We start from the raw sequence: 23,542 nt of genomic DNA, 5'->3' as shown, positions 1-23,542 counted from the left end.
CCCCATCCATTGCGCGTCGTACGACGCCGAAACCAATTGTGCCCACAGTCCGCCGCTATGCACGACACACGGTGGCGGACGATGGTTGTGCGCCTACCCCCACCTCAGCGTCCCAGGCGCCCGCGCACCATGCCCACCAGGGAGTTCAGCTCCTCGATGCGCATGCGGCGGGCGGCGACGAAGAAGATCCCGAGCAGCACCGCACCGCCCGCGATGATCGCGGCGAACGATCCGAGGACGCCCTGGCCGAGCGAGTGGCCGATGCCGTAGCAGGCCGCCCCGCTGAGCAGCGCCGCCGGTACCGAGGCGATGCAGAGCCTGGCGTACGTGCGCAGGACGCGGTTGCCGTCCAGGTCGCCGCCCAGCCGCTTGCGCAGCCGGTTCCAGGCGACGCCCACGCCGATGGCGTAGGCGAGACCGTACGAGGCCGCCATGCCCGCCACGGCCCAGCGGGGCGGCAGGACGACGTAACAGAGCGCTGAGGCGCTCGCGTTGACCGCGGCCACGATCACCGTGTTGTAGAAGGGGGTGCGGGTGTCCTCGTAGGCGTAGAAGGCGCGCAGCACGACGTACTGCACGGAGTACGGGATCAGGCCGAGGGCGAAGGCCATCAGCATGAAGCCCATGTTCGTGGCCTCGCTGATGCCCGAGGAGCCGAAGATCAGGGTGCACATCGGGATGCCGAGGGCGAGGAAGCCGAAGGAGATGGGCACGATGGCGACGGCCGTGGTGCGCAGGCCCTGGGAGATGTCGTCCCGTACCGCGCCGGCGTCGTCCTCGGCGGCCGAGCGCGAGATGCGCGGGAGCAGGGCGGCCATCAGGGAGACGGTGATGATGGCCTGCGGCAGGCCCCAGATCAGCTGGGCGTTGGCGTAGGCGGCGAAACCGGTGCCGTCGACGGGAGACGCCTTGCCGGAGGCGGTGGACAGCTGGGTGACGACGAGTGCGCCCGCCTGGTTGGCGAGCACGAACAGGACGGTCCACTTGGCGAGGGTTACCGCCTTGCCGAGGCCGTGGCCCTTCCAGTCGAAGCGCAGCCGCATCCGGAAGCCGGTCTCGCGCAGGTACGGGATCATCGCCAGCGCCTGCACCACAAGGCCGAGCAGGACGCCGATGCCGAGGAGCCGCTGGCCCTCCGGCGGGATCGTGGTGACCTTCATGCCGGAGTCGGCCGCGGTGCCGTAGACCCACATGAACATGCCGAGCGTCACGATGATGACGATGTTGTTCAGGACCGGCGTCCACATCATCGCGCCGAACTTGCCGCGCGCGTTGAGGATCTGGCCCATCACCACGTGGATGCCCATGAAGAAGATGGAGGGCAGGAAGTAGCGGACGAAGGTGATGGCGACCTCGTTGGCCGCGGGGTCGCTGGCGACCGAGTCGGACAGCAGGCGGATCAGGATCGGCGCACCGAGGATCGCGAGCCCTGTCAGCACGCCGAGCGCCACCATCACCAGGGTCAGCAGCCTGTTGGCGTACGCCTCGCCGCCGTCCTCGTCCTCCTTCATCGCGCGCACGAGCTGCGGCACGAAGACGGAGTTGAGGCCGCCGCCGACGGTCAGGATGTAGATCATCGTCGGCAGCTGGTAGGCGACCTGGAAGGTGTCACCGAGGAGGCCGACGCCCAGCGCCGACACGATCAGCGCCGAGCGGATGAAGCCGGTGAGGCGGGAGACCATCGTGCCCGCGGCCATCACGGCGCTCGACTTCAGCAGACCGGCGGCCTTCCCGCCCTTCTTCGCGGGAGCCGCGGGAGCCGCAGCGGCAGTGGGAGCCCCCGCCGGAGGAGTCGCGGCGGCCGCGGTGCCGAGGTTCATGGTCTCGTCCGCCGCGGGCGCGGGCGCGGGAGCCGTCGGAGCCTGGTACTGCCGGTACTGGGGCGCCGGAGCCTGCCCGCCCGGGGCCGGCGCGGGACCCGGCACCGAGGGGGGCTCGGACTGCGGACGCCCGCCCTGCTGCTGGTCCCGGAAGAGGTGGGCGAAGGCGTCCGGCTCGTGCCGCTCCTCGGCGGCCCGGGTCACCAGGTCGTCGACGCCCACGTACTGGGTGGTGCGGGGGTCGTCGCCGTAGGGCAGGTACTGGGTCGGGCCCTCCGGCTCCGGCGCCGGGGTCTGGGCCCACACGCGCGGGTCCGGGGCGTAGGGGGACGGAGGCGGCTGTGCGTACAGCTGCTGCTGCGGCTGGTAGGTGCCGGGCGGCGGCGGGGGGTGTGCGGCGCGGTCGTAGAGGGCCTCGGCCACCGGGTCCTGGGCGGAGAGGTCCTGGGCCCGGTAGGGGTCCTGCTCGTAGGCGTCCTGGAGGTACATGTCGGCGGGGGGCTGCGGCGGTACCTGGCCGTGTTCGGGCGGCGGGCCCTCGGGGTGGCCCGAGCTGCCCGCCGCCCGGCCGCGGTCACCGTCGTACGGCGCGTTCATGGTTACCCCACCTCATCGTCCCGGGCCCATCGGCGGCCACGACATCCTCAACGGTCCACTCTCTCACCCGTGCCGGACGGGTCGGCGCTTTCCGCTGCGGTGTCCGGTGTCGGGTCACTCGGCTGCTGCGGGGCGTCTGCCCCCGCCCGGGTGCCGGACTCCTCCGTGAGACGGTCTGCGGGGCTCTGGGGGTTCTCCGGGGCGTCCGCGGCCCCGTCCGCCTCGTCGGGGCCGGGCTCCTCGGCCTCGCGGGCGGCCGCGCGCTTGCGCTGGGTGTACATCCGGAAGCCGGCGAGCACCAGCAGCAGGACACCGCCGCCGATGACCAGCATCACGGTGGCCGTGAACTCGGTGACCCGCACGTCGAACTGCACGGCGTCGCCGTACGGCTGGCCGTCCACCGTGTACAGCTGCGCGATCACCGACGCCCGGCCGTTGGCGTTGGCCGTGGTGGTGAACTTCACCGTCTGGCTGTGACCGCCGGAGACCTCGACCTTCTGCTCGCTGTAGGCCCGGCCGCCGATCTCCAGGCGGTTGGGGCTCAGCGAGGTCAGCCGCAGTACCAGGTGGTCCACACCCTGGACCAGGTTGTTCTGAACGGTCACCGGGATCGTGGCACTGCGTCCGGAGAGCTTGGTCTCGGACTTGTCGATCAGCTTGACCTGGTCGGCCAGTGAGTCGAGGTACGCCTCCACGTCGCCGCGGAAGCCGGCTCCCTCGGTGGCGTGACCGCGCCAGGACGTGGACATCTCGCGGTTCATGGCCCGCCCGAAGGGGGTCACCACGCGGGACTGGTCGCTGAGGACCACCTTGAAGTTGTCGAGCTCGTCCTGCGTCCTGGCGATCTCCTCGAAGGCCGTCCGCGGCATCTCCTGCCTGCGCAGCGAGGAGGGGTACCGCGATGCCGACGGGACCGTCCTGGTGGCCTCCGGGTCGGGCTTGGCCGCGGCGGCCGCGGTCAGCTCCTGGGGCTGGGACCAGTTGGCGCCCTGGAGTGCCGTGAGTGCCTCGGCCATCGCCTGGGCCTGGCTCGCCGAGGGCATGCGCTGCGGTGCGACGACGATGCTGCGCTGCTTGTCCGTCTGGAGGTTCAGGGCGAGGCTCTGGGCGAGGAACTTCTGCACGGCCAGCGTGGCCGCGGAGGCCTTCGTCAGGTCGCCCTGGAACGCCGTCGACAGCCGCGCGTCCGCGACGACCGCCGTGGTGCCGCCGCCGATCGGCCGGGCCGCGGAGGGCGTGTACGACAGGCCGCTCGTCTCCTGCAGGCTGTCGCTGCGCGCGAGCACCTTGTCGGCGCCGGCGGAGGTGGCGACCTTCACGATCGAGGGGTCCACGGCGCCGTCCACGGGCCAGGCGAAGTCGGTGTTCGGCGTCACGTGGAGCACCGTCCTGACCGTGGTGGTGGCGACGTCGGTCGCCTCGTCGAGGTGGCTGAGGGAGCCGGTGACGCTCGTGCCGTTGTGTGCCAGGGACGCGAGGTCGGGGTCGCCGAAGGGCAGGGCGACGACCTCCTTGTCCGCCACCGCCTTCTGCAACTCGGCGAGCCAGGCCTTGGCGAGGTTCTGCTCCTCGACGGTGCCCGCCCTGGTGGTGTCGCCCGCCTTCACCCGGTAGGTGCGTGTCATCGCGTCGACCGAGGCCAGCAGGTCCGGGTCGATCACCCAGGTGACGTCCAGGTTCTTGCCCAGCGACAGCATCCGGTCCAGCCGTCCGCCCGGCGCGATCTCCTTGGTCAGGTCGTCGTTGAGGAACACCGGCGTCTGCTGCTCGTTGGACCCGGTCTCCGCCGTCATGTGGACGGAGGAGACGAGCGGCCACAGATACGTCGTCCTGGTCCTGGTGTCGGCCTCGTCGGACTGCCACGGCAGGAACGTCCGCTGCACGCCGAGGAGCTGTTCCCACGGCTGCGCGGAGGTCTCGCCGGAGAGTGCGACGGCGAGCGGGTAGACCCCGCTGCCACCGAGGTCGAGCTCGTCGGCCGGCACGGAGATGGAGAAGGGTTCGGCGACGCCGGGCGTCAGCTTGGCGAACTTCGCGACGTACTTGCCGCCGACCTCCGGCCCGGTGGGGTCCTGGATGTCGCTGCTGTCCTTGGCGGCCGTGTCGATCGAGGACCGGGTGGTGATCTCCGATCCCACGCTCAGTCCGACGTGGGCCTTCGTGACGGCCTGCTTGCCGTTGTTGGTCACCGTGCCGGACACGGTGATCGTGTCGCCCTCCGTGGGGGCGCTGGGGGTGAGGGTGTCGAGGGCCACGGACACGGTGCCCGAGTCGGCGGCCTCGGCGGGCGTGGCGGCGGACAGCTGGCACAGTCCGGCCAGCAGCGGCGCCCCGGCGAGCAGGGCTCCGGTACGCCGGAGCCACCGGCGGGCAGGTGAGGCACTGGTCCCCTGGAAGTCTGCCGCCTCGGCCACGCGCTCGCCCGTCCCTCGTCGTCGTCAGTGGTCGTCGGAATGTGCGTCCACGCATGGTAACGATGCGCGCTGAGGGGAAGTGCCGCGGACTGCTCCACAAGATCGGAGGACACTGTCGTGCTGTCCCGAATGTGCACGTATAAAGGGAGTCTCGCCGGTGCCGCTTCCGTGCGGCTTCCGTGATCTTCACGGGCAGACCTTGTGCGCGGACGCGTGGGGGACCTGCGCCCGGGTAATGCATGCGCCCTCGGTGGCCCGGGCCACGTACCCTTTTCTGTTGTGCCGAACGCCAACGAAGACAAGTCCAGTGCCCTGAGTCAGGTGCAGCACCGCGCGGTGACCGAGCTGCTGCGAGTGGCTCCTGTCGCCGACGATCTCGCCCGCCGTTTCCAGGAGGCCGGGTTCACGCTCGCCCTGGTCGGCGGTTCGGTCCGGGACGCGCTGCTCGGCCGGCTGGGCAACGACCTGGACTTCACGACCGACGCCCGCCCCGAGGACGTACTGAAGATCGTCCGGCCGTGGGCGGACGCCGTGTGGGAGGTCGGGATCGCCTTCGGTACCGTCGGGGCACAGAAGGACGCCCGCGTCGGAGACATCGATCGAAGCTTTCAGATCGAGGTCACGACCTACCGGTCCGAGGCGTACGACCGGACCTCGCGCAAGCCCGAGGTCTCGTACGGCGACTCCATCGAGGAGGACCTCGTCCGGCGCGACTTCACCGTCAACGCGATGGCCGTCGCGCTGCCGGAGAAGGAGTTCATCGACCCGCACGGCGGACTAGACGACCTCGCGGCCGGGGTGCTGCGCACCCCCGGCACTCCGGAGGCGTCCTTCTCCGACGATCCGCTGCGGATGATGCGGGCCGCGCGTTTCGCCGCACAGCTCGACTTCGAGGTCGCCCCCGAGGTCGTCACGGCCATGAAGGAGATGTCCGGGCGCATCGAGATCGTCTCGGCGGAACGGGTGCGGGACGAGCTGAACAAGCTGATCCAGTCCGGCAACCCGCGCAAGGGCCTGACCCTGCTGGTCGACACCGGACTCGCCGACCACGTGCTGCCCGAGCTGCCGGCGCTGCGTCTGGAGAGCGACGAACACCACCGCCACAAGGATGTCTACGAGCACACCCTGATCGTCCTGGAGCAGGCGATCGCGCTGGAGGAGAACGGTCCCGACCTGACCCTGCGTCTGGCCGCGCTGCTGCACGACATCGGCAAGCCGCGCACGCGCCGCTTCGAGAAGGACGGCAGGGTCTCCTTCCACCACCACGAGGTGGTCGGGGCGAAGATGACCAAGAAGCGCATGACCGCGCTGAAGTACTCCAACGACCTGGTGAAGGACGTCTCGCAGCTGGTCGAGCTCCATCTGCGCTTCCACGGATACGGCACCGGAGAGTGGACGGACTCCGCCGTCCGCCGCTACGTCCGTGACGCCGGGCCGTTGCTCGATCGCCTCCACAAGCTGACCCGCTCGGACTGCACGACCCGGAACAAGCGCAAGGCCGCCGCGCTCTCCCGTGCCTACGACGGTCTGGAGGAGCGGATCTCGCAGCTCCAGGAGCAGGAGGAGCTGGACGCGATCCGGCCGGACCTCGACGGCAACCAGATCATGGAGATCCTCGAGGTCGGCCCCGGTCCGGCGATCGGCCGTGCCTACAAGCACATGCTGGAACTGCGGCTGGAGAACGGTCCCATGGGGCACGACGACGCGGTGGCCGCGCTCAAGGAGTGGTGGGCCGAACAGGCCTGAGGTACGTCGAGCGGGTCCAGGTCCGCGAAACGAAGCGGGTCCGGGCCCGCGAAACGGGGTCATGTTTCACGTGAAACATGACCCCGACGCCTTATCGGGATGCGCTCGGATCCGCCGTCCGGCGATGTTTCACGTGAAACATCGTCCCGACCACCCCGTAGATCACCGCGACCGTGACCACCAACGGCACCGAGCGGCCGTCCCGCGGAAGCATCAGGGCGGCGACGGCGGCGGCGCCCACGAAAGCGACGTTGAAGAGCACGTCGTAGACGGAGAAGATCCGCCCGCGGAAGCCGTCCTCGACCGAGGACTGCACGATCGTGTCCGTGGCGATCTTCGCGCCCTGGGTCGTCAGTCCCAGTACGAACGCCGCGGCGAGCATGGGTGCGGTGGCGAAGGGCAGGCCGAGCGCGGGTTCCAGGACCGCGGCGGCCGCGGCGCACACGACGATCCAGCGGCCGGGACCGAGCCGCCCCGCCGCCCAGGGCGTCACGACGGCCGCCGCGAAGAAGCCGGCACCGGAGATGCCCAGCGCCAGGCCCAGGAGGGCGAGTCCGTCATCGGCGTCGGAGGTCAGGGCGTACCGGCAGAGCATCAGCAGCATCACCAGCAGGGCGCCGTAGCAGAACCGCATCAGGGACATCGCGCCGAGCGCCCAGGCGGCTTCCCGGCGGGAGGGTTCGGCGAGGTGACGTACCCCCGCCACCAGATCACGGGCGGTTCCGGCGAGCGCCGCGCCGAGGCGGGGCTGCACCGACTCGCGGTCGGGCCCCAGCAGTTCCGGTGCGATGCGCAGGGAGGCGAGCGCGCCGCAGAGATACAGTCCGGCTCCCAGCAGCACGACGGCCGCGTCGGAGTCGGCGACCACCAGGCGCAGCAGAAAGGCGAGGCCGCCGCCGGCCGTCGCCGCGAGAGTGCCCGCGGTCGGGGAGAGGGAGTTGGCGATCACCAGGCGCTCGGCGTCGACGACGCGGGGCAGCGCGGCGGACAGACCGGAGAGGACGAAGCGGTTGACGGCGGTGACGCACAGCGCGGAGACGTAGAAGAGCCAGTCGGGGACATCACTGATCATCAGCACGGCGGTGGCCGTGGCCATCACGGCGCGCACCAGATTGCCGTAGAGGAAGACCTGGCGGCGGCGCCAGCGGTCGAGCAGGACGCCGGCGAAGGGGCCCACCAGGGAGTACGGGAGCAGTAGGACGGCCATCGCGGAGGCGATCGCGGTGGCGGAGGTCTGCTTCTCCGGTGAGAAGACGACGTAGGCGGCGAGCGCGATCTGGTAGACGCCGTCGGCCCCCTGGGAGAGCAGCCGTACGGCGAGCAGACGTCGGAAGTTCCTCAGGCGGAGCAGGACGCGCAGGTCACGCACGACGGACATGGAGGACAGCCTCACATACGGGGAGGGTCCCCGGGCGATACCACCCGGAGACCCTCGATAGCCCTGGCAGGAGCGTTTTTCAGTGCGTGGTTCGCTGTGCCGGTCAGCGCTCGACGTCGCCGTTGATGAACTTCTCGACGTTCTCGCGGGCCTCGTCGTCGAAGTACTGCACCGGCGGGGACTTCATGAAGTAGCTCGACGCCGACAGGATCGGGCCGCCGATGCCGCGGTCCTTGGCGATCTTCGCGGCGCGCAGGGCGTCGATGATGACGCCGGCGGAGTTCGGGGAGTCCCAGACCTCGAGCTTGTACTCCAGGTTCAGCGGGACATCACCGAAGGCGCGGCCCTCCAGACGGACGTAGGCCCACTTGCGGTCGTCGAGCCAGGCGACGTAGTCGGACGGGCCGATGTGGACGTTGTCCGCACCCAGGTCACGGTCGCGGATCTGGGAGGTGACGGCCTGCGTCTTGGAGATCTTCTTGGACTCCAGGCGCTCACGCTCGAGCATGTTCTTGAAGTCCATGTTGCCGCCGACGTTCAGCTGCATCGTGCGGTCCAGGACGACGCCCCGGTCCTCGAACAGCTTCGCCATGACGCGGTGCGTGATGGTGGCGCCGACCTGCGACTTGATGTCGTCGCCGACGATCGGGACGCCCGCCTCGGTGAACTTGTCCGCCCACTCCTTGGTCCCGGCGATGAAGACCGGAAGGGCGTTGACGAAGGCGACCCGCGCGTCGATGGCGCACTGGGCGTAGAACTTCGCCGCGGCCTCGGAACCCACCGGCAGGTAGCAGACCAGGACGTCGACCTGCTTGTCCTTGAGGACCTGGACGACGTCGACCGGGGCCTCGGCGGACTCCTCGATGGTCTCGCGGTAGTACTTGCCCAGACCGTCGAGGGTGTGGCCGCGCTGGACCGTGACGCCGGTGTTCGGCACGTCGCAGATCTTGATGGTGTTGTTCTCGGAGGCGCCGATGGCGTCCGCGAGGTCCAGGCCGACCTTCTTGGCGTCGACGTCGAACGCGGCGACGAACTCGACGTCACGGACGTGGTAGTCGCCGAACTGGACGTGCATCAGACCGGGGACCCTGGACGCCGGATCGGCGTCCTTGTAGTACTCGACTCCCTGAACCAGCGACGCGGCGCAGTTGCCCACGCCGACGATGGCTACGCGAACCGAACCCATTCCGGTTGCTCCCTGTGTGTACGAGTGAGGCCCTGACGGGGCTCTCACGTGGCGGTGTCGTCCGGCGAATCCGTCCCGGGGGTGTCCCCGGGACGGGGCAGATCGCCCGACGCTCCAGATGTGGTGTCGTGCTGAGCGGACCCCCCTGAGGCGGAACCCTTCAGGTCCCGTCCGGCCCGCTCGCTCTCGATGAGCTCGTTCAGCCAGCGCACTTCGCGCTCCACGGACTCCATCCCGTGGCGCTGGAGCTCAAGCGTGTAGTCGTCGAGGCGCTCCCGGGTTCGCGCCAGAGAGATGCTCATCTTCTCCAGGCGTTCTTCCAGCCGGCTGCGCCGACCTTCGAGGACGCGCATGCGCACATCGCGCGAGGTCTGCCCGAAGAAGGCGAACCGAGCGGCGAAGTGCTCGTCCTCGTAGGCGTCGGGACCGGTCTGCGAGAGGAGCTCCTCGAAGTGCTCCTTACCTTCCGCCGTCAACCGATAGACGATCTTGGCGCGACGCCCTGCGAGTGGTGCGGCGAGGGCGTCCTCGGGGGTGTTCCCCGGCTCCTCGATCAACCAGCCGTTGGCGACCAGCGTCTTGAGGCAGGGGTACAGGGTCCCGTAGCTGAAGGCTCGGAACACGCCCAGCGAGGTGTTGAGTCGTTTGCGCAGCTCATAGCCGTGCATCGGGGACTCACGAAGCAGGCCGAGGACGGCGAACTCGAGGATCCCGGAACGCCGGCTCATACGCTCGCCTCCTCGCCTTATGTCGCTCCGATGTATCGACTCGATACATCAGGACGATAGAACGGCCTTGTGTATGCGGCAAGTGGGAGATCGGTGAACGGGATCACATCAACGATTCATCGGAAGCAAGTTGCCTGATTTGGGGTGAACTTCGGGGCTAGGCAGGTTTTGACGGTGCGTAGGCTGTGCGCCATGTACGCCACCGGGAACCAAGTGACGCCTGGGGGGCGTCACTGTCCTTGGTGCAGTACGGGTGAATGCAGAAGCGACCGCATCCGTACTTCGGGGGGACCGGAAACCAGCCGCCGTTTCCAGGCGCGCAAGGGTGCGCCTGCCCGAGGAGTAGTCGTTCGATGAGCGAGCACCGTCGCAAACCGCCGCAGCCGCAGGGAGGCGGACGTGCCGCGGCCCGACGCGGCCAGTCCGGTTCGTCCTCCGGCCGCCGCGCGGCACCGCGAGGCGCCACCGGATCTCCTTCCGACTATGGGCTGAGTTCCCATGCGTCGGACTCTTACGACCCGGGAGGCGAGGATCGTCCGCAAGGCGGCCGGGCCGAGGCCCGCCGGGCGGCCCAGAGAAGCGGCGGAAGCCGGCGCAGAGCTGCCGAGCCCGCGGGCCGGGGCCGCCGCGGTGCCCCCGCCGGGCCCGGCCGCGGCCGGGGGCGACCCGTCCCCGACAAGAAGCGGATCATCGACTATCCCCGCGCGGGCAAGTACGGCGTGGCGCGCTGGGTGCCGTCCTGGAAGCTCGTGACGGGCCTGTTCATCGGGTTCTTCGGCAGCATGGTGGCCGTCGCGGGCATCGCGTACGCCATGGTGGGCGTGCCGGACATCGCGAAGACCGCGTCGGCCCAGAACAACGTCTTCTACTGGTCCGACAACACGGAGATGGTCGCGACCGGCGGCGAGACGAACCGCCAGAACGTCAATCTCGCGCAGATCCCCAAGGCGATGCAGTACGCCGTGATCTCGCAGGAGAACAAGACCTTCTACAGCGACAGCGGCATCGACCCCAAGGGCATCGCCCGTGCCGTGTTCAACATGGCCAGGGGCGGCCAGACGCAGGGTGGCTCCACCATCACCCAGCAGTACGTGAAGAACGCGATGCTGGACGACCAGTCCCAGACCGTCTCGCGGAAGTTCAAGGAGATCTTCGTCTCGATCAAGGTGGGCTCCACCGTGTCGAAGGACAAGATCATGGAGGGCTACCTGAACTCCGCGTACTACGGTCGCGGGGCCTACGGGATCCAGGCGGCCGCGCGGGCGTACTTCAACAAGGACGCCAAGGACCTGAACGAGGGTGAGTGCGCCTTCCTGTCGGCGATGCTGAAGGGCGCCACGTACTACGACCCGGCGGGTTCGACCTCGATCGACCCGGGCGCCACCCCCGAGGCCAACCAGCGGCGTGCATTGACGCAGATGCAGGACACCCTCGACAAGATGGTCGAGTACAAGCACCTGGACCCCGCGACGCGGGCCAAGTACACGACGCTTCCCCGGTGGCAGAACCCGCGCAGCAACAACGCTCTGAGCGGCCAGACGGGCTACCTCGTCGACCTCGCCAAGGCGTACCTGATCAACAACGACATCGTTCCCGCCGACAAGCTCCAGACGGGCGGCTACTCGATCTACACGACCTTCGACAAGAAGAAGGTCAAGGAGCTCGAGACGGCCGTACAGAAGGTCCAGAAGGCGAACATCAAGCCCAAGGAACGCCCGGACACGGACACCCACGTCCAGTTCGGCGGGGCTTCGGTGGATCCGGCGACGGGTGCCATCAAGGCCATCTACGGCGGTGAGGACGCCACCAAGCACTTCACCAACAACGCCGACGCCACCGGTGCCCAGGTCGGTTCGACCTTCAAGCCCTTCGTGCTCGCGGCGGCGATGAAGTGGGGCGTGCGCGACCCGGACCTCGGGCCGACCCAGGCTCAGGACGAGCGCACCAAGGTCTCCCCGAAGAGCCTGTTCAACGGCAAGAACAACCTGAAGATCAAGAACTACGACGGCACGATCTGGAAGAACGAGAAGGGCAAGGAGTGGCTCCAGGAGAACGACGGTAAGCAGTCCTACGGCTCTCCCCCGAACTACCGGATCGACCTCCGTGAGGCGATGCGGGAGTCCGTGAACTCCGCCTTCGTGCAGCTCGGCATGGACGTCGGGCTGGACAAGGTGAAGGAGGCGGCGATGGACGCCGGCGTCAAGGAGAACAGCCTGGCCGGCACCAACTTCCCGTCCTTCTCCATCGGTATCTCCGACCCCAGCGCGATCCGTATGGCGGGTGCCTACGCCACCTTCGCGGCCAGCGGCAAGAAGAACGAGCCGTTCTCCGTGCAGAAGGTCAACGACAAGGACGGCACGGTCTACACCCACAAGTCCGCGCCCACCCAGGTGTTCGAGAAGAATGTCGCGGACAACGTCACGGACGTCCTCAAGACCGTGGTCGACGACGGTACGGGTACCAACGCCCAGCTGCCCGGCCGTGACGTGGCGGGCAAGACCGGTACCACGGACGGCAACAAGTCCGCCTGGTTCGTCGGCTACACCCCGCAGCTGTCCACCGCGATCAGCATGTTCCGGATGGACGACGACGAGACCAAGAAGAACCGCCAGTTCCTGAAGATGTACGGAACGGGTGGCCAGGAGAAGATCCACGGTGCGTCGTTCCCGGCCGAGATCTGGCACGACTACATGGAGCAGGCACTCGAGGGCGCGCCGGTGATGGACTTCCCGACGCCGGAGCCCATCGGTGAGGTCGTCAACGCCGCCCCGACGCCCACGCCGACCCCGACGCCGAGCGAGACTGAGTCGGCCAGCCCGACGCCGAGTCCGACGCCCAGCGAGACCGCGCCGTCCCCGACGCCCACGCCCACGCCGACCTGCCAGTTCGACTGGCAGTGCACCGACACCGGCGGTACGGACACCGGTGGCACGGACGGGGGTGGAGGCGTGACGCCCACGCCGACACCCACGGAGACGGACGGCAGCAGCAGAGGGAACGGCAACAACGGAGGCATCTTCGGATGACCGCCGGGTGACGAGCCCGGCATGACACCGGGATGACGAATATCGGGGCCCGCCGAACGGCGGGCCCCGATATTTTTTGTCATCCGGAACGGATCAGAACTTGGTGCTGCACTTCATGGGGTATTCGTCACCCTGGAACCTGATGCAGATCCGGTACTGGTACGAGGCTCCGCCCAGCATGTTCGACCAGTCGTTCCCGGAACTCGGCACGTCGACGGAGAGCGACCTGAGGAGCGTCCCGGACGAGTTGTACTTCTCGATGTACCCGGACGCGCCGTAGATCGGGTTGCTCGACTCGTTGTGCACACGGACCCAGGCCGCGTCACAGGTGCTCGACCATCTCAGCTCGGCGATCCGGTTGTTGTTGTTCACCGTCCGCGCCGTGGTCGTGTACTGGTCGCTGCAGTCCATGGTCATGGGGCCCTTGTTGTCGCACCCGGTGCTGTTGCAGCCGGCCGCGTACGAGGTCCCGCCCAGCGGGATCAGTACGGCGGTCATCGCCGCTCCGGCGACGGCGGCGGCCTTGACCTTTGTCGATGTCCTCATCGTTCCCCCTTGCCTTTTCGCATAAAGCGAAGAATTCCGGGTAAATTCTGCATTCCGGTTCGCGACGCTCACTTTATGTGTCGGCGCTGGACACCAGCAAGATTTTTCAATGCCGATATTTCTGCGTATACGGGGACGAAAGATTGGCGTAAACGCGCCACGCGTGGCGGATTCCCGGCGTGTGGGTCCGGGTATTCCCCGGCCAATGCACCGACCGCGACCGCGGGTCCGGTGACACCGTCCGGGCGGCACAGGGGGGCACCTACGGCGGCGTACGGCAGGATGTCTCCATGCCCAGTGCAGAATCGACGCCGGCGCGCGTGCAGGAGCCGGATACGGTACGGCCCACCCGGGACGACAAGGTGGCCGCGGCCGGCAGCGAGTTGATCGGTGGCCCGCTCGGACGGCGTGCCCTCATCGGGACGTCCTGGTGGACTCCCGTGCGGGTGATCGCGCTGGTGGGGATCGGGATGTTCGCCCTCGGCCTGGTCCAGAAGGCGCCCTGCTACAACGGCGCCTGGTTCTTCGGCGCCAGCTCGCAGTACACGCACGCGTGCTACTCGGACATCCCGCACCTCTACCAGGGACGCGGCTTCGCCGACGGGCTGGTGCCGTACTTCGACCGGCTGCCCGGCGACATGCAGTACCTCGAGTACCCGGTGCTGACTGGCGTGTTCATGGAGGTCGCCTCCTGGCTCACGCCCGGCAGCGGCACCATCCAGGACCAGGAACAGTGGTACTGGATGGTCAACGCCGGGATGCTGATGGTGTGCGCCGCCGTCATCGTCGTCTGCGTGACCCGTACGCACGCCCGGCGCCCCTGGGACGGCCTGCTGGTCGCCCTGGCGCCCGCCGCCGCGCTGACCGCCACCATCAACTGGGACCTGCTGGCGGTCGCTCTGACGGCCGCCGCGATGCTCATGTGGTCGCGTGGCCGCGCCCTCGCCTTCGGCGTCCTGCTGGGCCTGGCCACGGCCGCCAAGCTCTATCCCTTCCTGCTGCTCGGTCCGCTGCTGGTGCTGTGCTGGCGGGCGGGCAAGTGGCGGGAGTTCGGGACCGCCCTGGCCGGCGCGGCGGTCGCCTGGCTGGTCGTGAACCTGCCGGTGATGCTCTTCGCCTTCGAGGGCTGGTCGAAGTTCTACACGTTCAGCCAGGAACGCGGCGTCGACTTCGGTTCGTTCTGGCTGATCTGGGCCCAGAACTCGACCAACCCGCCCACCACCGACTCCGTCAACACGATGGCCACGCTGCTGGTGCTGCTGTGCTGCGGCGGCATCGCGGCGCTCACGCTCGCCGCGCCGCGCCGTCCGCGCTTCGCCCAGCTGGCCTTCCTGATCGTCGCGGCGTTCATCCTCACCAACAAGGTCTACTCGCCGCAGTACGTCCTGTGGCTGGTGCCGCTGGCCGCTCTGGCCCGGCCGAAGTGGCGGGACTTCCTGATCTGGCAGGCGTGCGAGGTGGCGTACTTCCTGGGCATCTGGATGTACCTCGCCTACACGACCAGCGGCAACGCCCACAAGGGACTGCCGACCGACGGCTACCACTGGGCCATCGCCGTGCACCTGCTGGGCACGCTCTACCTGTGCGCCGTGATCGTGCGCGACATCCTCATGCCCGAGCGGGACGTGGTGCGCCTGGCCGGTGACGACGACCCCTCGGGCGGTGTGCTCGACGGCGCCGAGGACGTCTTCGTCCTGGGCCCCGCCGCCCACCCGCCGCGGCACGCGGCCCACTTCGAGAGCCCCCGGGTCGAGTGGGGCAAACAGGACACCGCCGACGGTTCGCTCTGAGCGAACGGTCCCTGGGCGTCGTACGACAAAGGCCGTACACGGAACCTTCCGTGTACGGCCTTTCGGCTGCTTCTACGACCCTCGGCTGCTGCCTCTACGGAGCTCAGCGGTCGACGATGCGGTCGAACTGCGTGGTGGTGTGCCGCAGATGGGCCACGAGCTCCTCGCCGACCTTGGGCTCGGGGGCGTCGGACGGCACGAACAGGATCGAGACCTGCATGTGCGGCGGCTCGGCGAACCAGCGCTGCTTGCCGCCCCAGACGAACGGAGAAAGGTTCCGGTTGACCGTGGCCAGGCCGGCGCGGGCGACGCCCTTGGCGCGCGGCATGACGCCGTGCAGGGCCTTGGGGGCCTCCAGGCCCACCCCGTGCGACGTACCGCCCGCCACGACGACCAGGTAGCCGTCGGAGGCCGCCTTCTGCTGCCGGTAGCCGAAGCGGTCTCCCTTGGAGACGCGGGTGACGTCCAGGACCGCGCCGCGGTACTCCGTGGCGTCGTGGTCGCCCAGCCACAGCCGGGTGCCGATGCGGGCGCGGAAGCGGGTCTGCGGGAACTGCTGCTGGAGACGGGCGAGTTCGTCGGCCTTGAGGTGGCTGACGAACATCGTGTGCAGCGGCAGCCGGGCCGCGCGCAGCCGGTCCATCCAGCCGATGACCTCCTCGACGGCGTCCGAGCCGTCGGTACGGTCCAGCGGCAGGTGGATCGCGAAACCCTCCAGGCGCACGTTCTCTATGGCGGCGTGCAGCTGCGGCAGGTCCTGCTCACTGATGCCGTGCCGCTTCATCGATGACATCACCTCGATGACCACCCGGGCGCCCACCAGGCCGTACACCCCGTCGATCGACGACACCGAACGGATGACCCGGTCGGGCAGCGGGACGGGCTCCTCGCCGCGGCGGTACGGCGTCAGCACCAGCAGGTCGCCGCCGAACCAGTCCTTGATCCGGGCGGCCTCGTACGTCGTGCCGACGGCGAGGACGTCCGAGCCCAGCCGGGTGGCCTCCTCCGCGAGCCGCTCGTGTCCGAAGCCGTAGCCGTTGCCCTTGCAGACCGGCACCAGGCCCGGGAACTGCTCCTGCACGTGCTTGTGGTGCGCCCGCCAGCGCGCGGTGTCGACGTAGAGCGTGAGCGCCATGGCCGGACCTGGAACCTTTCTGGTCGCTGCGGTGTATCAGAGGTATGGGAGCTATTGAAGCGAAGAACGCGACGTCAGCGGCGCGACATGTAGATGTCGAGCGCCTTGTGGAGCAGCTTGTTGAGCGGGAAGTCCCACTCACCCAGGTACTCGGCGGCCTGGCCGCCGGTGCCCACCTTGAACTGGATCAGACCGAAGAGGTGGTCCGTCTCGTCCAGCGAGTCCGAGATGCCGCGCAGGTCGTAGACGGTCGCGCCGAGCGCGTAGGCGTCGCGCAGCATCCGCCACTGCATCGCGTTCGAGGGCCGGACCTCGCGGCCGATGTTGTCGGAGGCGCCGTAGGAGTACCAGACGTGCCCGCCGACGATCAGCATCGTCGCCGCGGACAGGTTCACGCCGTTGTGCCGCGCGAAGTACAGCCGCATGCGGTTGGGGTCCTCGGTGTTGAGGGCCGTCCACATGCGCTGGAAGTACGACAGCGGGCGGGGCCGGAAGTGGTCGCGCACGGCCGTGATCTCGTACAGCCGCTGCCACTCCTCCAGGTCCTGGTAGCCGCCCTGGACGACCTCGACGCCCGCCTTCTCGGCCTTCTTGATGTTGCGGCGCCAGAGCTGGTTGAAGTTCTTGTGGACCTCTTCCAGGGACCGGTTCGCCAGCGGCACCTGGTAGACGTAGCGGGGCTGGACGTCGCCGAATCCGGCGCCCCCGTCCTCGCCCTGCTGCCAGCCCATACGGCGCAGCTTGTCGGCGACCTCGAAGGCGCGCGGTTCGATGAAGTCGGCCTCGATGTCGCGCAGTCGCTTCACGTCCGGGTTCTGGATGCCGGCCTTGATGGAGGTGGCCTCCCAGCGCCGGATGATGACCGGCGGGCCCATCTTCACGGAGAACGCGCCCTGGTGCTTGAGGTGGGCGAGCATCGGTTCCAGCCACTCGGTCAGATTCGGCGCGAACCAGTTGATGACCGGGCCCTCGGGCAGATAGGCGAGGTAGCGCTTGATCTTGGGGAGCTGTCGGTAGAGGACCATGCCCGCGCCGACCAGCTCACCGGTCTTGTCGTCGAACCACCCGAGGCTCTCCGAACGCCACTCCGCCTTGACGTCTGCCCAGGCCGGAACCTGCATGTGGCTCGCCGACGGCAGGCTCTGGATGTACGCCAGATGCTGCTCGCGGCTGATCGTCCTCAGGGTCAGGCTCATTCGGGGCGCTCCTCGGGCTGGTGTGTCCCCATGGGTACAGGGGCTCCGGCTCTCGCGCCGAAGCCTACTGCGCCTGGCGAGCGCCCCGACTGGGCGTATGGAACCTTCGCCCCGGCCCTGGTGGCCGCCGAGACGTTCCGTGGTCCGATATGAGGGATTGCGGGAAGGGTGTCCCAGGCGTCAGAAGACCCCGCCGAAGAGCCCGCCGTGCGCCATGCCGAGGAAGAAGCCGATTCCCGACGCGCCGAGGCCGAGGATCAGCCCGAAGCGCTCGCGGGTCGTCTCCGAGATCCACTGCCCGTACGCGCCGGTGAGGATCCCCACCAGACCGGTCCAGGAGCTCAGCAGGTGCAGGTCGTGGAACATCGCCGTGACGAACGACGTGATGCCCAGCACCAGGGTCACCGCGAGCAGCGTGTCCTGGAGCGGGTGGGGCTTGCCGTCCGTGGCGAACAGCCCTCCGACGGTGTTGGGTCGCAATGCCTGTGCCATGGGGCACCTCCTGCGAAAGGCGGCGCATCGTAGCGCCATACACACCCGATGTGTACAGATTGACGGCCTCCGGGGCCTGATTTCAACCGGAAGCCGCTGTGCGGGTACTCTGTACCGTCTGCACCGGTGTCTGCCCACGTCACGACCCGGGAATCCCCCGAGGAACCCCGGTTGTCAGTGGCGGCTGATTTACTGGTGGACACTGTTGCGTACGCATCACAACCCTCCTGCCACGGAACGACCGTGGCCGCTGAGTCCAAAGGAGGTGGGTTCCACATGCGTCACTACGAGGTGATGGTCATCCTCGACCCCGATCTGGAGGAGCGCGCCGTCGCCCCCCTGATCGAGAACTTCCTCTCCGTTGTCCGTGAGGCCAACGGAAAGGTCGAGAAGGTCGACACCTGGGGCCGTCGTCGTCTCTCGTACGAGATCAAGAAGAAGCCTGAGGGCATCTACTCGGTCATCGACCTGCAGGCCGAGCCTGCGGTCGTCAAGGAGCTCGACCGCCAGATGAACCTGAACGAGTCGGTCCTCCGGACCAAGGTCCTCCGCCCCGAGACCCACTGAGCTCCTCCGCTCAGCTGATCTCGGGATTCGAGTAGCAGCAACCAAGCAGCCAGAGCAAACCCGCCGAGAGGTTCCCCCATGGCAGGCGAGACCGTCATCACGGTCGTCGGCAATCTTGTCGATGACCCCGAGCTGCGCTTCACCCCGTCCGGTGCGGCGGTCGCGAAGTTCCGTGTCGCGTCCACCCCCCGCACCTTCGACCGTCAGACCAACGAGTGGAAGGACGGCGAAAGCCTGTTCCTGACCTGCTCGGTCTGGCGTCAGGCGGCGGAGAACGTCGCCGAGTCGCTCCAGCGAGGCATGCGCGTCATCGTGCAGGGCCGGCTGAAGCAGCGGTCCTACGAGGACCGTGAGGGCGTCAAGCGCACGGTCTACGAACTGGACGTCGAGGAAGTCGGCGCCAGCCTGCGCAGTGCCACGGCCAAGGTCACCAAGACCGCCGGTGGTGCCGGGCGCGGGGGCCAGGGTGGTTACAGCGGTGGCGGTGGCGGCCAGGGTGGCGGCGGCTGGGGCGGTGGCTCCGGTGGCGGCCAGCAGGGCGGCGGCGCTCCCGCCGACGACCCGTGGGCGACCGGCGCTCCCGCCGGTGGCCAGCAGGGCGGCGGCGGTGGCGGCGGCTGGGGTGGAAACTCCGGCGGCGGCCAGCAGGGCGGCGGCTACTCGGACGAGCCCCCCTTCTAGGCCTTCGGGCCGAGGGTGGGGGGCGTACCCACACTTCTTGATCACACAGGAGATACACCATGGCGAAGCCGCCTGTGCGCAAGCCGAAGAAGAAGGTCTGCGCTTTCTGCAAGGACAAGGTCACGTACGTGGACTACAAGGACACGAACATGCTGCGGAAGTTCATTTCCGACCGCGGCAAGATCCGTGCCCGCCGCGTGACCGGCAACTGCACGCAGCACCAGCGTGACGTCGCCACGGCCGTCAAGAACAGCCGTGAGATGGCGCTGCTGCCCTACACGTCCACCGCGCGATAAGGGAAGGGTGACCGACTCATGAAGATCATCCTCACCCACGAGGTCTCCGGCCTCGGTGCCGCGGGCGACGTCGTCGACGTCAAGGACGGTTACGCTCGCAACTACCTGATCCCGCGGAACTTCGCGATCCGTTGGACCAAGGGTGGCGAGAAGGACGTCGAGCAGATCCGTCGTGCTCGCAAGATCCACGAGATCCAGACCATCGAGCAGGCCAACGCTGTGAAGGCCCAGCTCGAGGGTGTCAAGGTCCGCCTGGCCGTCCGCTCCGGCGACGCCGGTCGTCTCTTCGGTTCCGTCACCCCCGCCGACGTCGCTTCCGCGATCAAGGCTTCCGGTGGCCCCGAGGTCGACAAGCGCCGCATCGAGCTGGGCTCGCCCATCAAGACCCTGGGCGCCCACGAGACGTCCGTGCGTCTGCACCCCGAGGTTGCCGCCAAGGTCAGCATCGAGGTCGTCGCGGCCTGACGCTGCGCTCGGTTCGAGCAGTTGTGAGAGGGGCCGCACCCATGAGGGTGCGGCCCCTCTTCCATGCCTGAGAGGTATCGCGGCACGTGGTGTTTCACGTGAAACGTGACGGCCCACGATGTTTCACGTGAAACGGTCAGCGCGTCGCACCCGTGACGAGCCAGCGGCCCGAGCGTGTCCGTGGCCAGAGCGTCAGCATCCGCACCGTCATCATCAGCGTCATGGCCGTCCAGACAGCCGTCAGCCCACCGCCCAGCGTCGGGATCAGCAGGGCGACCGGAGTGAAGACCACCAGGGTGAGGATCATCGCCCACGCCAGATAGGGGCCGTCTCCGGCGCCCATGAGAACTCCGTCCAGGGTGAAGACGACTCCGGAGATCGGCTGGGAGAGGGCCACGATCACGAGAGCGGGCAGGGCGGCGTCCTTGACCACGGAGTCACTGGTGAACAGGGGCAGCAGCAGAGGGCGGGAGATCACGACCAGGACGCCGAGGACGACCCCGACCGCGATACCCCACTCCACCATGCGACGGCATGCCTGGCGGGCGCCCGCGGCATCGCCGGCTCCCAAGTACCGCCCGATGATGGCCTGTCCGGCGATGGCGATGGCATCGAGGGCGAAGGCGAGCAGACTCCACAGGGACAGGATGATCTGGTGCGCCGCGATGTCGGCGTCGCCGAGCCGTGCCGCGACGGCCGTGGCGATCATCAGGATCGCCCGGAGCGAGAGGGTGCGCACCAGCAGGGGGACGCCGGCTTGTGCGGAGGCCCGGATGCCGGCCGCGTCGGGGCGCAGCGAGGCTCCGTGTCGACGGGCGCCGCGGACCACCACCACGAGATAGACGACGGCCATGCCCCACTGGGCGATGACGGTGCCCCAGGCGGAGCCCGCGATCCCCAGGTCGGCACCGTAGACGAGGCCGACGTTGAGGACCGCGTTGGCGATGAAGCCGGCGAGGGCGACATACAGCGGCGTCCTCGTGTTCTGGAGGCCGCGCAGCACTCCGGTCGCGGCGAGGACGACGAGCATGGCCGGGATGCCCAGGGACGAGATGCGAAGGTAGGTCGTCGCGTAAGGGGCCGCGGTGCCGGAGGCACCGAAGAGTTCCACGAGGGACGGTGCCGTGGGCAGCACGATGGCGATGACGCCGGCGCCGAGCAGCAGGGCCAGCCAGATGCCGTCCATGCCCTGGCGGATGGCGGCCTGGAGATCGCCGGCGCCGACCCGTCGGGAAACGGCGGCCGTGGTGGCATAGGCAAGGAAGACGAAGATGCTGACGGCCGTCGTGAGGAGGGCCGAGGCGATGCCGAGTCCGGCGAGTTGCGCGGTGCCGAGATGGCCCACGATCGCGCTGTCGGCCATGACGAAGAGGGGCTCGGCGACGAGTGCGCCGAAGGCCGGAACGGCCAGCGCGACGATCTCCCGATCGTGCTGTCGCCGGACGGCCCTGGGAGTCGCGGGAGCCTGTGTCATGAGCACTAATCTAATCGTCCACAGGTAAGAGATGCAATCCGATACTGACCCTTACTGCTCCTCTGGTGTCGTCCACTCCTGTGTACAGTTCGAACTGATCTTGGTCCGACTGGGGAAGTTTTTCTTCTGCACAGCCGGTGGACGGGAAAAGGGCAGCTCAGGGTAGGTGCAGCAGTGCCGCGCCGAGCTTGTTCACAGGCCTGTCCACCGTGTCGTGCACAGGTTTTGTGGAGTTCTCCACAGCATCCGGGCCGTCGTCCACATGGCCTGTGGATAACCAGATTGGCTGACGGTGCCCGCGGGCCTACGGTGGTCCGGCGCCCGCTCCGTTTCGTCGGTCTGGAAACCATCACAAAACCGACGCGCCAGAAACGGAGTTGGGCATCTCATTTGTCAGTGCCGTGCCGTAGAAAAGAGTGGCACGGCTAGGTCCGCTCGGCGGACGGGAGGAGGTGGCTCGGTGAGCATTTCCGAGCCCTTGGACGACCCGTGGGCCGACAGCGGTCCCAGTGATCGTCTGCCCGCCTCCCGCGGCCGCGGCGCCGGAGGACGGGGCCGCGACGAACAGCACGATCGCGGCCGGGACACCGGTGAGTGGGACGGCGGGGGGACGGCGTTCGAGCGCGTACCGCCGCAGGACCTCGATGCCGAACAGTCCGTCCTCGGCGGCATGCTCCTGTCCAAGGACGCCATCGCCGACGTCGTCGAGGTCATCAAGAGCCACGACTTCTACAAGCCCGCGCACGAGACGATCTTCCAGGCGATCCTCGACGTCTATGCCAAGGGCGAGCCGGCCGACCCCATCACGATCGCCGCCGAGCTCACCAAGCGCGGCGAGATCAACAAGGTCGGCGGCGCATCGTATCTGCACACCCTTGTCCAGACGGTGCCGACGGCGGCCAACGCCGAGTACTACGCGGAGATCGTGCACGAGCGCGCGGTCCTGCGCCGCCTGGTCGAAGCCGGCACCCGCATCACGCAAATGGGATATGCGGCCGACGACGACGTCGACGAGATCGTCAACCGGGCCCAGGCCGAGATCTACGCCGTCACCGAGCAGCGCACCAGCGAGGACTATCTGCCGCTCGGCGACATCATGGAAGGCGCCCTCGACGAGATCGAGGCGATCGGCTCGCGCAGCGGCGAGATGACCGGTGTGCCCACCGGCTTCACGGACCTCGATTCGTTGACCAACGGTCTGCACCCCGGCCAGATGATCGTCATCGCGGCCCGACCCGCCATGGGCAAGTCGACGCTCGCGCTGGACTTCGCGCGCGCCGCGTCCATCAAGCACAACCTGCCCAGCGTCATCTTCTCCCTCGAAATGGGACGCAACGAGATCGCGATGCGTCTGCTGTCCGCCGAGGCGCGCGTGGCCCTGCACCACATGCGGTCCGGCACCATGACGGACGAGGACTGGACCCGCCTGGCCCGCCGGATGCCCGAGGTCTCGGCCGCCCCGCTCTACATCGACGACTCCCCGAACCTGTCGATGATGGAGATCCGGGCCAAGTGCCGGCGGCTGAAGCAGCGCAACGACATCAAGCTCGTGATCATCGACTACCTCCAGCTGATGCAGGCCGGTGGCTCCAAGCGCTCCGAGAGCCGTCAGCAGGAGGTCTCGGACATGTCCCGTAACCTCAAGCTCCTGGCCAAGGAGCTGGAGGTGCCGGTGATCGCGCTCTCCCAGCTCAACCGTGGCCCCGAGCAGCGCACCGACAAGAAGCCGATGGTGTCCGACCTGCGTGAGTCCGGCTCCATCGAGCAGGACGCCGACATGGTCATCCTGCTGCACCGCGAGGACGCCTACGAGAAGGAGTCGCCGCGCGCGGGCGAGGCGGACATCATCGTGGGCAAGCACCGTAACGGCCCCACGGCCACCATCACGGTCGCCTTCCAGGGTCACTACTCGCGCTTCGTGGACATGGCGCAGACCTGATCCACCGCCGGGACGGACCCAGCGCGGGGCAAATGAGCTCGACGCCCGGTTGCCCCGCGGGGTGGA

Annotated in this window: 18 protein-coding genes; 8 read left to right on the top strand and 10 right to left on the bottom strand. The window is 68.4% G+C overall.

Annotated features, from left to right (window positions below):
- Window positions 1–104 precede the first annotated feature (104 nt).
- Both murJ and K4B79_RS18515 read right to left on the bottom strand, forming a co-directional pair.
- A complete protein-coding gene (gene murJ / locus K4B79_RS18520; protein ID WP_232027845.1) occupies window positions 105–2,417 on the bottom strand; it encodes a murein biosynthesis integral membrane protein MurJ in 2,313 nt (770 codons plus the stop codon).
- Window positions 2,418–2,464: 47 nt separating this feature from the next.
- Window positions 2,465–4,831, bottom strand: a complete 2,367-nt coding sequence (locus K4B79_RS18515; protein ID WP_232027844.1) for a DUF6049 family protein — start codon at window positions 4,829–4,831, stop codon at window positions 2,465–2,467.
- Window positions 4,832–5,110: 279 nt separating this feature from the next.
- Here K4B79_RS18515 and K4B79_RS18510 point away from each other — a divergent pair, with 279 nt between their 5' ends.
- A complete protein-coding gene (locus tag K4B79_RS18510; protein ID WP_232027843.1) occupies window positions 5,111–6,577 on the top strand; it encodes a CCA tRNA nucleotidyltransferase in 1,467 nt (488 codons plus the stop codon).
- Between the two features lie 91 nt (window positions 6,578–6,668).
- Here K4B79_RS18510 and K4B79_RS18505 read toward each other — a convergent pair whose 3' ends face one another.
- From K4B79_RS18505 to K4B79_RS18495, 3 genes are all read right to left on the bottom strand, one after another.
- Window positions 6,669–7,955: an MFS transporter gene (locus K4B79_RS18505; RefSeq protein WP_232027842.1), complete on the bottom strand. Its 1,287-nt coding sequence runs from the start codon at window positions 7,953–7,955 to the stop codon at window positions 6,669–6,671.
- 103 nt (window positions 7,956–8,058) lie between these two features.
- Complete coding sequence (locus tag K4B79_RS18500) at window positions 8,059–9,141, bottom strand: inositol-3-phosphate synthase (RefSeq protein ID WP_232027841.1); 1,083 nt, start codon at window positions 9,139–9,141, stop codon at window positions 8,059–8,061.
- 44 nt (window positions 9,142–9,185) lie between these two features.
- Window positions 9,186–9,869, bottom strand: coding sequence for a PadR family transcriptional regulator (locus K4B79_RS18495; protein ID WP_232027839.1), 684 nt, complete (start codon window positions 9,867–9,869; stop codon window positions 9,186–9,188).
- 353 nt (window positions 9,870–10,222) lie between these two features.
- On the opposite strand from K4B79_RS18495, the gene K4B79_RS18490 reads away from it, so the two are divergent.
- Complete coding sequence (locus K4B79_RS18490; RefSeq protein WP_232027837.1) at window positions 10,223–12,895, top strand: transglycosylase domain-containing protein; 2,673 nt, start codon at window positions 10,223–10,225, stop codon at window positions 12,893–12,895.
- A gap of 93 nt (window positions 12,896–12,988) precedes the next feature.
- On the opposite strand, the gene K4B79_RS18485 is transcribed toward K4B79_RS18490, so the two are convergent.
- Complete coding sequence (locus tag K4B79_RS18485; protein WP_232027835.1) at window positions 12,989–13,441, bottom strand: DUF2690 domain-containing protein; 453 nt, start codon at window positions 13,439–13,441, stop codon at window positions 12,989–12,991.
- A gap of 290 nt (window positions 13,442–13,731) precedes the next feature.
- Here K4B79_RS18485 and K4B79_RS18480 point away from each other — a divergent pair, with 290 nt between their 5' ends.
- Window positions 13,732–15,231: a glycosyltransferase family 87 protein gene (locus tag K4B79_RS18480; protein WP_232027833.1), complete on the top strand. Its 1,500-nt coding sequence runs from the start codon at window positions 13,732–13,734 to the stop codon at window positions 15,229–15,231.
- Window positions 15,232–15,334: 103 nt separating this feature from the next.
- Here the strand turns inward: K4B79_RS18480 and K4B79_RS18475 are convergent, their stop codons facing one another.
- The 3 genes from K4B79_RS18475 to K4B79_RS18465 all read right to left on the bottom strand — a co-directional run bounded on the left by K4B79_RS18475 (window position 15,335) and on the right by K4B79_RS18465 (window position 18,054).
- Window positions 15,335–16,366, bottom strand: a complete 1,032-nt coding sequence (locus tag K4B79_RS18475) for an alanine racemase (protein WP_232027832.1) — start codon at window positions 16,364–16,366, stop codon at window positions 15,335–15,337.
- Window positions 16,367–16,440: 74 nt separating this feature from the next.
- Complete coding sequence (femX, locus tag K4B79_RS18470; protein WP_232027831.1) at window positions 16,441–17,562, bottom strand: peptidoglycan bridge formation glycyltransferase FemX; 1,122 nt, start codon at window positions 17,560–17,562, stop codon at window positions 16,441–16,443.
- A 180-nt stretch (window positions 17,563–17,742) separates the two neighbouring features.
- Window positions 17,743–18,054, bottom strand: coding sequence for a hypothetical protein (locus K4B79_RS18465; RefSeq protein ID WP_232027830.1), 312 nt, complete (start codon window positions 18,052–18,054; stop codon window positions 17,743–17,745).
- Window positions 18,055–18,330: 276 nt separating this feature from the next.
- On the opposite strand from K4B79_RS18465, the gene rpsF reads away from it, so the two are divergent.
- The 4 genes from rpsF to rplI all read left to right on the top strand — a co-directional run bounded on the left by rpsF (window position 18,331) and on the right by rplI (window position 20,063).
- The gene (gene rpsF / locus K4B79_RS18460) at window positions 18,331–18,621 is read left to right on the top strand and encodes a 30S ribosomal protein S6 (RefSeq protein ID WP_017240415.1); all 291 of its coding nucleotides are present in this window, start codon (window positions 18,331–18,333) and stop codon (window positions 18,619–18,621) included.
- Between the two features lie 78 nt (window positions 18,622–18,699).
- Window positions 18,700–19,302 carry a single-stranded DNA-binding protein gene (locus K4B79_RS18455; RefSeq protein ID WP_232027829.1) on the top strand — a complete coding sequence of 201 codons (603 nt, stop codon included), beginning with the start codon at window positions 18,700–18,702 and terminating at the stop codon, window positions 19,300–19,302.
- 59 nt (window positions 19,303–19,361) lie between these two features.
- Window positions 19,362–19,598 carry a 30S ribosomal protein S18 gene (gene rpsR / locus K4B79_RS18450; protein ID WP_003949403.1) on the top strand — a complete coding sequence of 79 codons (237 nt, stop codon included), beginning with the start codon at window positions 19,362–19,364 and terminating at the stop codon, window positions 19,596–19,598.
- Between the two features lie 18 nt (window positions 19,599–19,616).
- Window positions 19,617–20,063, top strand: a complete 447-nt coding sequence (gene rplI, locus K4B79_RS18445; RefSeq protein WP_057609128.1) for a 50S ribosomal protein L9 — start codon at window positions 19,617–19,619, stop codon at window positions 20,061–20,063.
- Window positions 20,064–20,199: 136 nt separating this feature from the next.
- On the opposite strand, the gene K4B79_RS18440 is transcribed toward rplI, so the two are convergent.
- Entirely contained in the window at window positions 20,200–21,537 is a 1,338-nt protein-coding gene (locus tag K4B79_RS18440) for an MATE family efflux transporter (protein ID WP_232027828.1), read from the bottom strand.
- 460 nt (window positions 21,538–21,997) lie between these two features.
- Between K4B79_RS18440 and dnaB the strand changes: the two genes are divergently transcribed.
- Entirely contained in the window at window positions 21,998–23,476 is a 1,479-nt protein-coding gene (gene dnaB / locus K4B79_RS18435) for a replicative DNA helicase (RefSeq protein WP_232027827.1), read from the top strand.
- Window positions 23,477–23,542: the final 66 nt, after the last annotated feature.

The sequence above is a fragment of the Streptomyces lincolnensis genome (genome assembly GCF_021173675.1).
In the GTDB taxonomy this organism is placed as follows: Bacteria; Actinomycetota; Actinomycetes; order Streptomycetales; family Streptomycetaceae; genus Streptomyces; species Streptomyces lincolnensis_B.
This window is presented reverse-complemented; position numbering and strand designations above follow the sequence as displayed.